The sequence below is a fragment of the Lentzea kristufekii genome, assembly GCF_033949925.1.
GTDB classification, from domain to species: Bacteria; Actinomycetota; Actinomycetes; order Mycobacteriales; family Pseudonocardiaceae; genus Lentzea; species Lentzea kristufekii.
The window spans coordinates 626,949-641,006 of sequence record NZ_JAXAVV010000002.1; the positions used below are offsets into that span (position 1 = coordinate 626,949).

The following is a 14,058-nucleotide window of genomic DNA, read 5'->3' on the forward strand; positions in this document are numbered from 1 at the left end:
AAAGGGTGAGGCCGCCTCCCGTCTTCCTAGCGTCAGAGTTCCGCGCGAGGCGGGAAGTCCGCGCAGGCTTCGGCCATCGTGGTGGCCAGCCGGTCGTGGAACTTCGCGTTGATCGCGCCGTTGGACATGTACTGACCGTCGATCTGGCTCGCGTCCGAGGACGAGCGCACCGCCGCGTCGAAGTCGACGACGTCGTCCGCGCCGAAGTCCACCCAGCTCGACAGGATCTTGCTGTTGAGATCCCGGCGCTGCTGCTCACGCGGGTCGGACGGGCTGAGGTTCAGCGGCGGCACGGTCGTCAGGATCACGTGCAACGGCGTGCCGTCCGGCCGGAACGAGCGCTTCGCCCCCACCGGGCTGTTCGCCTTCAACGCAGCGGTGAGGTTCGAGGCGATGACGCTCGCCGGGACACCAGCCAGCAGGTCGGGGGCACCGGTCGCGACGATCACCGTGCGCAGGCCGGGCGCGCTCATCGTCGAGCGTTCCATGGCCACCCCGAGATTGCCGGCGCTCACACCGCTGACGTTGGAGTAGGCGCCGTAAGGGCGGTTGTGCGGCTCCGCGTGCACGAGCGCGGCATCCCGCTCGGACAGCGCGTGCTGGTGCAGCCGGACGTCGGACACCGAGCCGTCGAAGTGGTCGCCGACGGCACCGCCGGTGCGCTTCACCCCGCCGATGGTGACCGGGCCCGTGCCGTTCCACGGCGTGAGGTTCACCTCGGCGCCCGCGTACTGGCCGTTGACGTACAGCCGCATCGCGCCCGTGGCCGAGTCGAAGGTGCCCAGAAGGTGCGTCCACGTGTTCACCGGGGACGCGCTGCCGCTCCACGCCGCGGGCACAGCCGCTGCGGGAGCCTTGTCCTCGGAGGACGTGATGAACGCGAAGCTCTTGACGTCCTCCAGGTACGCCAGCGCGAAGCTGACGTTGTTGGCGCCGCTCTGCGACACGATCACCTGCGTGCGGCCGGTGTTCCTGAGCTTCACCCAGGCCGACACGCTGTAGCTGCGGCTGCTGTTGAGCACCGGACCGCTGCCGGCGAGCAGGCCGTTGGTGAACACCGCCGCGCCGTTCTGCTCGGAGTTCCACGCCACACCGCCGCTCGCGGTCAGCGGCATGCGCCCCGAGGCGTCCCGCGCCGTGGTGCCGGAGCCGTCGTTCAACCTCCAGCGCGAACGGTCCGCGATGCCCTGGCGGCTGTCGTTCACCAGGCCACCCGGCAACTCCACACCGGCGGCGGAGAGCTTGGACGGCATCAGGTCGGTCCAGGTGGAGACCCCGGGCATGCTCGCGCTGAGCTGGTCGCCCACCACGGCCACGGTGCCCTTCGTGCTGTCACCGGTCTGCACGTCCACGCGGGACAGGTAGTACGTGCCCGGCAACGTCGTGGTGAACGGCGTTCCCGACGAGTCGGCCGTCTGGTTGCCGGACGCCACGTACGACTTGATGCCCTCGTGCGCCGGCACGTGCTCGGGTGCGACCGGCAGGTGCAGGCTCACGACGTACGTACCGCCGGCCGGTGACGGCACCGGGTCGGAGAGCACCTCACCGTTGGCGGGCAGAGTGACGGACGTGCTGCCGCCGAACTTCAGCGCGGTCGGCGCACCGGTCGAGGCGTCGGTGCCGGAACCGGCGGCGATGCTCACCGCACCGATGGTCACCGGCTTGGTGACACCGGCGTTGGAGAGCCTCACCCGGACCGAGGTGCCCGTCACCGACGGGGTCACGATCGTGCGCACCGTCTTGTCCTGCAACGAGACCGTGCCGATCGGGGCGTCGGCGGGCGCGGACCACGCACCCACCCAGCCTGGCTCGGTCATCCGCGGCGCCATCGACAGCACGTGCAAAGCCTGCTGGCAGGCGCGCGGCAGCGGGTTCGTGCCGTAGTTGGGGAGGGTGATGCTCTTCAGCGTCTTGTTCGGGTCGACCGGGAGGAAGACCGGGTAGAGCGTCGGGCGCCAGACGTGGTCCTTGGTCGCCCCGAGCAGTCGGTACGGCAGCGTGATGCCCGAACGCTCCGGGTGCGGGACTGCCCAGTCGATCACCTTGGGCACCGTCGGCGTCGAGACCGTGCCGTCGGCGTAGGTGACCGTGCCGGGAATCGCCGGGATCTCACCGCACGTCGACGCCACGAGCAGGCCGACGGCGTTCGCCTTCACCCGCTGTTCCGGCGCGAACGGGATGGTCTGGCCGATCGCGATCACGTTGTCGTAGCCCGCCGCGTTGCGGGTGGGCATGGTGAACTTCGCGCCACCGATGACCGCGCTCTGGCCGGGCGCGAGGCCGGCCGCGGCCAGCGTCTGCGCGGACAGGCCGCCGTTGGAGAGGTCGAACTCCGCGCCGGCGATGCCGTCGTCCGCGATGCCCCGGTTGTTCATCGCGTCACCGAAGCTCGCGGTGGTGACGTTGTTGATCGGTTGCACGGTCAGGTAGTCGACGCCGAGCCGGTAGCGCAGGTCGGTCGACGCGTCGTTCGTGCCGACAGCCCTGAACGTGACCTTGTGGGTGCCCTTGGTGAGGTGCACGCCGCCGAGCGGCTGGCGCACCTGCACGACGTTGGGGTCGTAGGCGTCGATCGGCCTGGTGTCGGTCTGGCCGAGCGGCGCGCCGTCCACACTGACCGTGTACTTGCCGTAGTGGAACGCCTTGGTCAGCCCGGCGGAGATCGCGTAGTCGGCCTCGATCGGCGTGGTGATCTGCAGGCTGAAGTACTGGCCTGTGGAGTCGCCCTCGAACCGGAGCTGGCCGCCGCCGTGCCACTTCGCGCTGCAGCAGTCGGGCATGACGCCGAGCGCGCGCGTTGCCTCCAGCTGGGGCATCAGCTCGGCGTCGAGCTTCACCGTCGGTGTGAGCTCCAGGTAGTCGAACCCGGTCCTTGCCCGCGAGTCCGTCGACGCGGGGTTCTTCTCCGCCTTCAGCGTCAGCGTGTGGTCACCGGCGGTCAGGTGGACGCCACCGAGCGCCTGCCGGGTCACGGTGGTGGTGGCGGACGCGGGCGTCCAGCTCTCGGACACCCGGCCGGCCTGCCTGCCGTCGACCAGGTACGTGATCCTGCCGTGCTGGGCCGTCCCGCCGAGCAGGCCGAGCGTCAGCTCGTAGTCGCCTTCGGCCCGCACCCGGAACGTGGTGGTGACGGTCAGCTTCGTGCCGTCGCGCGGCTGCATGTGCAGAGCCGTCCCGCCGCTGTACTCGGCACCGCTGACCCGCTGGAAGTCGACGACGTCGGCGGTGTCGGTGAAGAGCAGGTCGTCCTCGATGCGTTCCTTCTGCGCGGCCGGCACGTAGGTCGGCGCCACGTAGAAGGTGTAGGCCTGCGACTCCGGCGAGAGCTTGTGCGCGTCGTCGAAGCTGCGCACGTGCACGGTGTGGAAGCCGGGGGACAGGGTGTTCGGCACGGTGATGGTCGCGCTGCCGTTGTCGTTCGCGACCCAGCCGCCGTCGTTGCCGAAGACCTTGTTGTAGTCGCATTCGTTCGTGGTGGGTGTGCGCTCGGTGCCCGCACCGTTGAACGTGTAGGAGAAGCCGACGATGTTCTGGGCGTTGCCCGCGTTGAAGGTGAAGGTGCCCGGCATGTCCTGCGGCCGGCCCCAGTCGTCCTTCGGGTAGTCCTCACTGGAGATCATGGGCACCGCCGTGATCGGCACGCCCCTGGTCGTGAACCAGGTCCAGTCCGACCAGCTGCCGTTCCAGACGTTGCGTCCGGAATCGCCGGGATAGCGGTTCTCCGTGGCGACCCGGTAGGCCCAGTCGCCGTTCGCGAGGTTCGTGTCGACGGGCCAGGCACCGGTGCTGCCGGACGCGATCACCGTGCCGGTCGTGGACTTCGCGTGCAGCTTGGTGCCGGTGGAGTTCCAGACCTCGTACCACAGGGCGACGTTCAGCGGCGGGTTGTTGTTGTCGTACGACGTGGCGTACAGGGTCGGGTGCGCGTCCGGCGTGACGAGCTTTCCGTTGCACGTCACGGCGTTCGAGACGCCGGTGTTGGTGGCGCGGCCGGGCGGGAACGAGAACGTCACGTCCAGGTGCGGGTTGTTCGCGAACTTCTTCCACTGGTAGGCGTTGTTCTCGTCCGGCGAGATCAGTCCGAAGTGGAACGTGTCGCTGTTCCACTCGACCATGTTGCGCGCGCTTTCGATGATGTTGAACCGCACGTCGCGCGCACCACCGCACTGGTCACCGGCGTCGGAGGACTCCCTGGCGCGTTCGAAGCCCCACGGGCCCGGCCAGCGGGTGCCCGAGTCGAACGAGTTGACCTGGTACAGCGCGACCGGGTGCGCCGTGCCGCACTGCGTGCCGTGCACCTGGTTGGCGTAGAAGTAGGCGTCGAACAACGCGGCTGAGCGACCGCCACGTGACTTCAAGGCGTCGACGTTGAACTTGAAGAACGACCGCGCCCGCCACGAGCCTCCGCACCCGGTCCAGCCACTGCAGTAGCCGACCTGCGCGAACATGTTGGCGTTCCAGTAGTACCAACCGTTGTCGGTCACCTCGGCCCACGCCTCGGAGTAACGCGACATCACCGGGTCGATGTAGACGGGATACTTCACGTCCGACGCGGTCAGGTCCTCGACGTCGGTCTTGATCTCGACGTCCACGGTGGTCGAGGCCGCCGCCGCCCTCGCCGCCGGACTCGCGCCCTTCTTCTTGGTCGCGACCTCGAGCTTCGTCAGCTTGCCGCTGCCGGGGTCGACCGCGTTCGGCTTGGCGCCCACCTTCGGGTCCACAGTGGAGTCCCACATCACCGGTGTCGAGCCGTGGAACACCGTCTTGCCGTCCGCGCTCTTGGCGCTCAGGACGCCGTCGGCGTTGGTCTCCAGGGTCACGCCGGTCGCGGTCGCCTGCAACGTCACCGCGGCGAGCGCCGGGTTCTTCGCGGCCTCGGCTGTTTTCACGACCAGCACCTCGGAGTACCCGACCACACCGGCGGTGACCTGCAGGTCCACCTCCGGGAAGACGTTCGGGTAGGTCGCCGTCGCACCCTCGACGACGGGGGAGGGCAACGGGGTGGGCCAGCTCAGCGACACCTGGTTGCCGCCTTCGGCCAGCGTCACCAGCGGTGTGGTGCCCCCGCCGGAGAACTTCATGCCGGTGGCCGCGGCGATCGGTACGAGACTGCCGTCGGGCGTGCGCTTCAGCTTGGGGTCGACGCCCTTCCAGGCACCGTCCTGCCTCACCCGCACCGGCTGGGCGTGAGTGCGCAACGTGGTGGTGCCGTTGGGATTCACCAGCGTGGTGGTGTTCTCCGTGAGCTGTTCGGGCACCTCGGTCGCCTGCCCGGTCCGCTGGGCCTCGGCCAGCGCCTTGGACTCCGCGGGAGTCTGCACCGACTTCTCGGCGGGTGGCGTGACGGGCGCCGTGGGAGCCGCCACAGCGACTGATGGCACAGCCAGGCTGAGTCCCGTCAGCAACGCCGTCGCGGCGGCGACGCGAATTCCAGGTCTTTTATGCCGAACCGCCCTGAAAAGGGCAGCACAAAATGATCCACCACGCACAACTTCCCCCAGGCAACCCCGTGCGGCTCACCAGATTGAGCCCGGCGCACCCTAACTCGGCGCTCTCGCCTGCACAAAGCGAAGTTGATGTGATGCACACCATGTCCGGGAATGTAACGCGGGCCGCCGCCCAGAAGCGGATTTTCCGACTACCCCGAAGTGATTCCACTGGCTATTGTCAGCGCGTCGAGGCCAGGGAGGCCTCGTTGCCTGGGGGTAGTTCGAACATGCATGGTGGGGCTTCTTCGCGTGCGCCTTTCTCCAGACGTGGCACATCGGTGGGTGTCGCGCTTCTGGTGGTCGCCGGTCTGCTGACGGGCGTCGTCGCCGACGGTGCGAACTCCGGTCCCGGACCGGTCCTGGGGCACGACGAGCGCGTGCCGTTCACCGACCTCGTGGTCGGCGCGCAGCAGAAACAGCCGGAGCCCCCCGGCCCGCTCGACCTGACCAACACCACCTGGCCGAGCGCAGGCAGGGCGGGCGCCCGCACGAGCGGCGACTCCTCCGCCGTGAAGGCCGGTGACCTGCCGATCACGGTGTCCGGCAAGGAGAAGCGCGCCTTCGAGGTCGCGGTCGCCGGGCAGGACCTGTCCCAGCGCGCCGGCATCACCGGCGTGATCGTGGCAGTGGAGCCCGAGGACGAGCACCAGGGCGAGGTCGAGATCGGCCTCGACTACACCGGCTTCCGCAACGCGGTCGGCGGCGACTTCGGCTCCCGCCTCCAGCTCACCGAGCTGCCCGCGTGCGTGCTGAGCACGCCGGAGAAGCCGGAGTGCCGGGTCACCAAGCCGGTCAGGTCGAAGAACGACCCCCAGACCAGGACCGTGAGCACCTCCACGGCCGCGGCGCAGCCGATGGTGTTCGCCGCCACCGCCGAGACCTCGGGGTCCACCGGCACGTTCGAGGCGAGCTCGCTGACACCGTCCGGCGCGTGGGCGGTCTCCGGCAGCTCCGGCGCGTTCACCTGGGCCTACCCGGTCGTGATCCCTCCCGCCTCGGCGGGTGCGTCCGTCGCCCCCCAGGTGACGCTGGCCTACAACTCCGCCTCGGTCGACGGCCGGACGCTCGCGACGAGCAGCCAGTCGTCCTGGCTCGGCCAGGGCTGGGACTACTCGCCCGGCGCCATCGAACGCAGCTACCGCACCTGCGCGCAGGACAAGCAGCTGCCGGAGGAGAAGCGCACGGGTGACCTGTGCTGGGCCGGCCAGATCGTCACGATGAACCTGAACGGCCAGGCCACCGAGCTCGTGCTCGACGACACCACCAAGACGTGGAAGGCCGCGACCGACGGCGGCGCGCGCATCGAGCTCCTCACCGGCGCGGCCAACGGCGTGCGCAACGGTGAGCACTGGAAGGTCACCAGCACCGACGGTGTGAGCTACTACTTCGGTCGCAACCGGGGTCCCGGGTACACCGACCAGCAGGAGACGAAGTCCGCGTGGACCGTGCCGGTGTACGGCCCGCGCGACGGCGACCCCTGCTACAGCACCGCGGGCTTCGCCCAGTCCAAGTGCGACCAGGCATGGCGCTGGAACCTCGACTTCGTGGAGGACCCGCACGGCAACGTGACGGCGTATTACTACACGCAGGAGAAGAACTTCTACGGCGCCAACAACAAGACGGTCGGCGTCGAATACGTTCGTGGCGGCACGCTCGACCGCATCGAGTACGGCCTGCGCAAGATCGGCGGATCGATCTACGGCCGCACCACGCCGAACAAGATCACCTTCGACGTCGCCGAACGCTGCCTGCCGGAGGCCGGTTTCGACTGCGATCCGGCGAAGTTCACCTCGGCCAACGCCAAGTACTGGCCGGACACCCCGCAGGACCAGGAGTGCAAGCAGGGCGCGACCTGCAACAACCGCGGCCCGTCGTTCTGGTCCCGCAAGCGCCTGACGGCGATCAACACCTTCTACGACCAGGGCTCCGGCCCGGTGAAGGCCGACCGGTACCAGTTCGGCCAGGAGTTCAAGTCCGTAGCTGACAAGGAACTCTGGCTGCAGACGATCACTCGTACCGGGTACGCGAAGGACGGCACGTCGCTGCCGGTCAACCCGATCACGTTCACCGGCCAGCCGCTGGAGAACCGCGTCCCGCACCAGCAGGCGTCGACGCTGCCGCACTGGCGAGTGACCAACATCGCCACCGAGACCGGCACGTCGATCAACGTCACCTACAGCAAGCCGGACTGCACCGCGGAGTCTGTGCCGACCGACCACGCCAACAACAAGCGGCGTTGTTACCCGGTGTACTGGACGTTGCCCTACAACGAGAACCCGAAGCTGGAGTACTTCCACAAGTACGTCGTCGACCGGGTCGACGTGCAGGACACCACCGCGTCGTCACCGACGCAGACCACCGAGTACGCCTACCTGGGCGACCCGGCGTGGCACTTCGACGACTTCGAGCTGGTGAAGCCGGAACACCGCACGTACGGCCAGTTCCGCGGCTACGGCAAGGTGGAACAGCGCACCGGCGACAAGCAGTTCAGCTTCGACGGGGTCAACGACAAGCAGACGCTGCGGCGCACCACCTACTTCCGCGGCATGGACGGTGACACCATGCCCGGCGGCGCCAAGCGCCCCGCGTCCGTGACGAACTCTCTCGGCGAATCGACGGTGGACAACCGGCTGTTCGCTGACGTTCCGTACGAGGAAGAGGTCTTCAACGGTGACGGAGGTGAGCGGATCTCATCCGCGATCACCGATCCCGCCGTGATCGTCTCCGCCTCCGCGACGCGGGCCCGCACCGGCCTGTCCGCGCTGACCGCGAACAAGGTCGCGCCCACCAAGATCCGCCAGATCGAGACCGTCACGGGCGGCACGCGCACGACGTCGACAGTCACGCGCTTCGACTCCGCTGGACGGCCGGAGGCGAAGACGGAGTCCGCCGACGGACAGCCGGACCAGTGCACCACCACGAGGTACGCGGACAACACGGACCTGTGGATCCGCAACCGCGTGTCGGAGACGATCACGTCGGCGCAGGTGTGCCCGGCGAAGGACGTGGCGCAGACCTCGATCCTCGCAGCGCTGCGCACGTTCTACGACGGTCAGCCCGAGCTCGGCAAGATCACCTCCGCCGGCGACGCGACGCGGGTGGACACCGCGACCGTGAACGTCGACGACGCTCTGACGTTCACGACGACCGGCACGTCCACCTACGACCCGTCCGGCCGCATCGCCTCGAAGACCGACGCGCTGAACCGCACGGCCAAGACCGAGTACACGCCCGCGGACGGCGGTGTGCTGACCAAGACCGTCAGCACCAACGCGAAGAACCAGACGTCGTCGATCGAGATCGACCCTGCGACCGGCAAGACCACCGGGCAGGTCGACGTCGGCGGACGCCGCACGGACGCCGCCTACGACGCGCTCGGCAGGCTCGCCTCGGTGTGGCAGCCCGGCCGGACCAAGGGCCTCGACGAGGCGTCGGCGACCTACGAGTACCTGGTGCGCACCAACGGCCCGCTGGCCGTGACGAGCAAGCAGCTGGTCGACTACGGCGACGGCAAGAACTACCTGACCACGGTCGATTTGTACGACTCCTTCGGCCACATCAGACAGTCCCAGGTGGACTCACTGGACGGCGGGCGTGCGGTCAAGGACACGTTCTACGACTCGCACGGCCAGGTCATCAGCGCCAACAACGGTTACGTGGTGAGTGGCGCGCCGGCCACCACGATGATCTCCGTCGACCCGAAGTCGGTCAACGACCGCACGGTCAACACCTACGACGGTGCGGGCCGCCAGACGCTCACGATCGCCTACAGGGGCGTGACGGAGACATGGCGCACGCGGACCGTCCACGGTGGCGACCGGGTCACCGTCGTGCCGCCGCAGGGCGCCCCGGTGACGACCAAGATCGTGGACGCCCGCGGCCGCGACGCCGAGGTGCGTCGCTACAGCACGCCACCGCAGATCGACGGGAACACGGTGACCGGCGGCGTGTTCGAAGCGCTGACCTACACCTACACCGCGCTCGGCCAGCAAAAGACGATCAAGGACCACGTCGCCAACGTGTGGTCGTTCGACTACGACTTCCTGGGCAACCAGGTTCGCCAGTCCGACCCCGACTCCGGCGTTTCGACCTCGACGTACGACCTGGCCGGACAGGCGCTGACCACCACCGACGCCCGCGGCAGGACGATCGCCTACGAGTACGACGTGCTCGGCCGCAAGATCACCGAGCGGGACGGCTCGCAGACCGGCGTGAAGCTCGCGTCGTGGACCTTCGACACCGCGCAGAACGGTGTCGGCCTGCCGGGCCACTCGATCCGGCACACCGCGAACGGCAACTACGTCACCGGTGTCGGCGCGTACAACGGCCAGGGCCTGCCCGCGAAGTTGCTGACGCAGATCCCGGCGTCGGAGACCGGGCTCGCCGGCCTCTACACGACCACGTACGGGTACACGACGACAGGCCTGCTGAACTCCGTGCAGCAGCCGACCGTCGGTGGACTGCCCGGTGAGGCGATCGGCATCACCTACAACAAGTACGGCAAGCCGAACAGCACGAGCAGTTCCAGCTTCACCTACGTGCTGCAGTCGCAGTACACCCAGTTCGGCGACTCGCGGCAGTTCACCCTCGGCCCGTCCAACAACAGTGCCTGGCTGACGTACGACTACGACCCGCAGACCCGCCGGCTCACCCGCACGAACTTCTCGGCGCAGCAGGCGGACGCACAGATCGACGACACGAAGTACTCGTACGACCCGGCCGGCAACCTGACGAAGATGGTGAACACGCAGGGCCGTGAAGGACAGGCGCCGGTGCGCACCCAGTGCTTCACCTACGACACCCTGCGCCGTCTCAACCAGGCGTGGACGGCGAACGACGACTGCGCCGCGCCCGCGTCGGCCCAGACCGTCGGCGGCCGGGCGGCGTACTGGACCTCGTGGACGTTCGAGCCGAACGGTACGCGGGCGAGCCAGACGCAGCACGCTTTCACCGGCGCGGCGAAGCCGGAGACCACGACCACGTACGACTACCCGGCGGACGGTGGCACCCAGCCGCACGCCCTGACGGGTACCACGACGACGTCGTCGAACGGCACCATCTCGGCGAGCTACGGCTACGACGCCACCGGCAACACCGTGCGCCGCACCCTGCCGAACGGCCAGCAGACCCTCACCTGGGACGAGCACAGCAGGCTCGAAACCGTCACCTCCCCGCGTGGAACCACCCGCTACACCTACAACGCCGACGGTGGACAGCTCGTGCGCCGCGACCCGGGTCGCACGACGGTGTACCTGCCGGGCCAGGAACTGAGCCGGGACAACAGCACCGGCCAGCTCACCGGCACGCGGTACTACTCGCACAACGGAGTCACCGTGGCGGTGCGCGTCGGCGGCGCGAACCCGAAGTACCTCGTCTCCGACCACCACGGCACCGCGATGGTCGCCGTCGACTCCGTGGACTTCTCGGTCGTCCGCAGGGCGATGGACCCGTACGGGAACGAGATCGGTGACGTCCTCGGCGGCTACTGGCCGGACGACAAGGGCTTCCTCGGCAAACCGGTGGACAGCTCGACCGGGCTGGCCGACGTGGGCGCCCGCAAGTACGACGCGTCCACCGGCCGGTTCATCAGCGTCGACCCGATCCTGGAGACCGACAACGCCCAGCAGATGACCGGGTACGTCTACGCGGACAACAACCCGACGACGCTGAGCGACCCGTCCGGTCTGCTGTCCGCCGGCACCTACACGATCGTGGGCTACGGCTTCCAGGGCATCCTCCGCGCGATCACCGCCCTGAGCGACCTCGCCATCGCGAACCGCAACAGCATGCAGATGAGCGTCAGCCGCTACGTCGGCTGGATGGCGATCAACGACGGCTTCATCGGCCCGCGCCTGTACCAGCCCGGTATCTACTTCATCGTCATCTCGGTGACGCTGTCGCCGTGGGTCGCGTACTGCCCGCCACCAGCCAAGCAGGGCACCAAGGAGAAGCCCGCGTTCAACCTGCCGTCGATGAAGAGCGCCGAGCGGGCCGAGTGGAACCGGAAACACCCGGTGAAGCCGCAGCAGATGACGACCGACGAGTTCATGATGATGATGCTCGGCATCGACGCGGTCATCGACTGCGTGCGCGACCCGTCCGTCAAGGGCTGTGGTGAAGCGCTCGCCCCGTACGCGCTGGGCGGGCTGGGCCGGATCGGCGCGGCGGCGTTGAAGGCGGAGCGCGCGGCACCGCTGATCAACCTGACGCGCAAGGAAGAACGCAACGCCGTCGACTGCCTGAACAGCTTCGTCGCCGAGACGAAGGTCGTCATGTCCGACGGCACCCGCAAGCCGATCTCCGAGGTGGCCATCGGGGACACGGTCAAGGCCACCGACCCCGAGACCGGCGAGACCACCGACCGCGTCGTGGAGAACCGCTTCGTCCACACGAACGAGGGCGACATGACCGAACTGGTCGTGCGCGCGGCCGACGGTTCCACCGGCTCGGTCGACGGCACCTCGTGGCACGAGGTGTGGGCGGACTCCGCCGGCGTCTTCACCAAGATGGGCGAGCTCGAGCCGGGGCAGGCACTGCTGTCGCCGGACGGGTCCCGGCCGGTGGTGTCCGAGGTCCGGCGCTATGTTCACTTCGAGCCGGTGTACGACCTGACGGTGCAGGGCGTGCACACGTTCTACGTGGCGGCTGGCGACACGCCTGTCCTGGTGCACAACTGCGCCAAGAAGAAGGGCAAGAACAACGGTGACGCCGAGCGGGGCGCGAAGGGACAGACGGTCTCGCGGAAACAGGCGGACGACATCGCGAAGTACCTCGGATACGAGAGGTCGTCGGACATGTCGCTGATGGGCAACGGACCGGCCATCTGGAGGAACAAGAAGGCGGGCGACGGTCAGCCGAAATCGATCACGTGGGACAAGTACGGTCACTCCGGAGCCATCTTCAAGGGTTCGTGGGATCGAAAGGCCATGTTCCCCACTACGAGCGACGCGAGCAGAGACGGCAGCTTTGACCTGTGGTTGGACAAGGACGGCAACGTGCTGGGGTTGAAGTGAACGGAGAACTGGCTGTCGCTCCACGTGACGGGGGCGTCCGAACTGACCTGGGTGAGGCTGCCGGCTGGCCCGAGTACGCCGCGGAACTCCGCGGCGTACTCGCCGCCGTCATCGCGGCCAGCAGCGTCGAGGTGCTGCTGATCGACGCGCTGGCTTTGGGGGAACGGTTGCCTGAGGAGCTGGCGTGGCTGCGCAACGGCGTCGCCGTCACACCGGTCCAGGCCGTCGACCTCTTCGTTGAGATGCTCGGTCGCGGTACCAGCCCGTTCTTCCGCCTGCTCGGCGCGGACGTGCTGCGGATCGAGCAGAGCTGGAACGCCGTGGTGTTCCTGCCGATGACGCAGGAGGTCTACGACGCGCTGGACGACCTGTCGGACGAGCACTTGGAGATCCAGTGGCGGCGTAGCGAGCCGGACTTGCTGATGGTGGAGGCCCCGGTCGAGGTCGTGGCCGATGAGGGATTCTGGACCGCGGTGCGTGCCGCGGCCCAAAGCGGCACGACGCTGCTGCAGGAGCGGTGGGCGTTCGGAGTGTGCGGCAGCCGCTGGTTCCTGGTGACGCCGGAGAACGTCGAAGAGGTGATCTCGGAAGTGCAGCCACGATCGCTCGTCAGAGTCGCGGCGGATCCCGATCTGCGGGTGCGCTTGATGGACAGGAGTTTCACCGCGTTCACCGCGCCGTTGAAGCCTGGCGAACTGGCCTGTCACGAGGTTCCAGGCGGGGTCGAAGACGAGGACGAGGTGGCTGAGGTGACCGGCGCCGGGTTCGACCTCTTCCTCGCTGGTGCCGCGTTGGACGAGCTGTACGCGGTGGTACCGGACGCTGATGGCGTCGTGCGGCGGCAGTGGGAGGACCCGAAGCAGTTCCTGTGAGCGGCCCCCGCCTTTTACCTCGCTCTACTGGTAGGACTTCGCCAGGTTCCCGAGAGGCTCGACGTCAGACCTGCCGAAGTACTACCAGTGGCGTGGCTCAGAACCTTGCATCACCCAGCCGACGTTCTGGGACGAGCCACTAGCCCTGGTGCTCTTCCAGCCACTTTTCGCGGTGCGCGCGCCAGCGGTCCAGCATCGAGCCGAGCTCGCTGTGCACGAAGCGGAAGAACTCGCGCGTCTCGTCCAGCCGCGCTCCCGCGTCGGAGTCCGCGCCGAGCGCCTCGACGCCCTCGGCGAGCACCTCGTCGATCATGCCGAGCATCTGGTCCTTGCGGAACGTCGCCTCGTACCAGACGTTGTCGCGCATCCGGTAGACGTCGCGGCGTGATCCTGGCTCGCGCTCGCGGCTGACGATCTGGACGGTGGTCAGGTAGCGCACCGCGCCCGAGACCGCCGCCGGGGAGATCTGCAGCAGGTCGGCGATCTCGGCCGCGGTGAGCCGTCCCGAGTCCGTCGTCAGCAGGGCCGCGAGGATGCGAGCCGGCATGCGGGGCACGCCGGTGTCCGCCAGAATTCCGCCGAACCGTTCGACGAACTGGCTCACCGCCTGCGTGTCACGGTCCGTAGTACTCGTCACGGCGGCATCATCCCTTTCGTCAGCTGATCGGGCAAAATTTACATGCT

General features: G+C 68.2%; 4 protein-coding genes. 2 read left to right on the plus strand and 2 right to left on the minus strand.

The window, feature by feature from the left end; all coding sequences use genetic code 11:
- Positions 1-32: 32 nt before the first annotated feature.
- Positions 33-5,366, minus strand: a complete 5,334-nt coding sequence (locus SK571_RS06565) for a LamG-like jellyroll fold domain-containing protein (protein WP_319983116.1) — start codon at positions 5,364-5,366, stop codon at positions 33-35.
- Positions 5,367-5,767: 401 nt separating this feature from the next.
- Here SK571_RS06565 and SK571_RS06570 point away from each other — a divergent pair, with 401 nt between their 5' ends.
- Positions 5,768-12,502, plus strand: coding sequence for an RHS repeat-associated core domain-containing protein (locus SK571_RS06570; protein WP_319983117.1), 6,735 nt, complete (start codon positions 5,768-5,770; stop codon positions 12,500-12,502).
- Positions 12,499-13,374, plus strand: a complete 876-nt coding sequence (locus tag SK571_RS06575; RefSeq protein ID WP_319983118.1) for a hypothetical protein — start codon at positions 12,499-12,501, stop codon at positions 13,372-13,374. Before SK571_RS06570 ends, SK571_RS06575 begins: the two co-directional genes overlap by 4 nt.
- Before the next feature lie 139 nt (positions 13,375-13,513).
- On the opposite strand, the gene SK571_RS06580 is transcribed toward SK571_RS06575, so the two are convergent.
- Positions 13,514-14,011 carry a GbsR/MarR family transcriptional regulator gene (locus tag SK571_RS06580; protein WP_319983119.1) on the minus strand — a complete coding sequence of 166 codons (498 nt, stop codon included), beginning with the start codon at positions 14,009-14,011 and terminating at the stop codon, positions 13,514-13,516.
- Positions 14,012-14,058 lie beyond the last annotated feature (47 nt).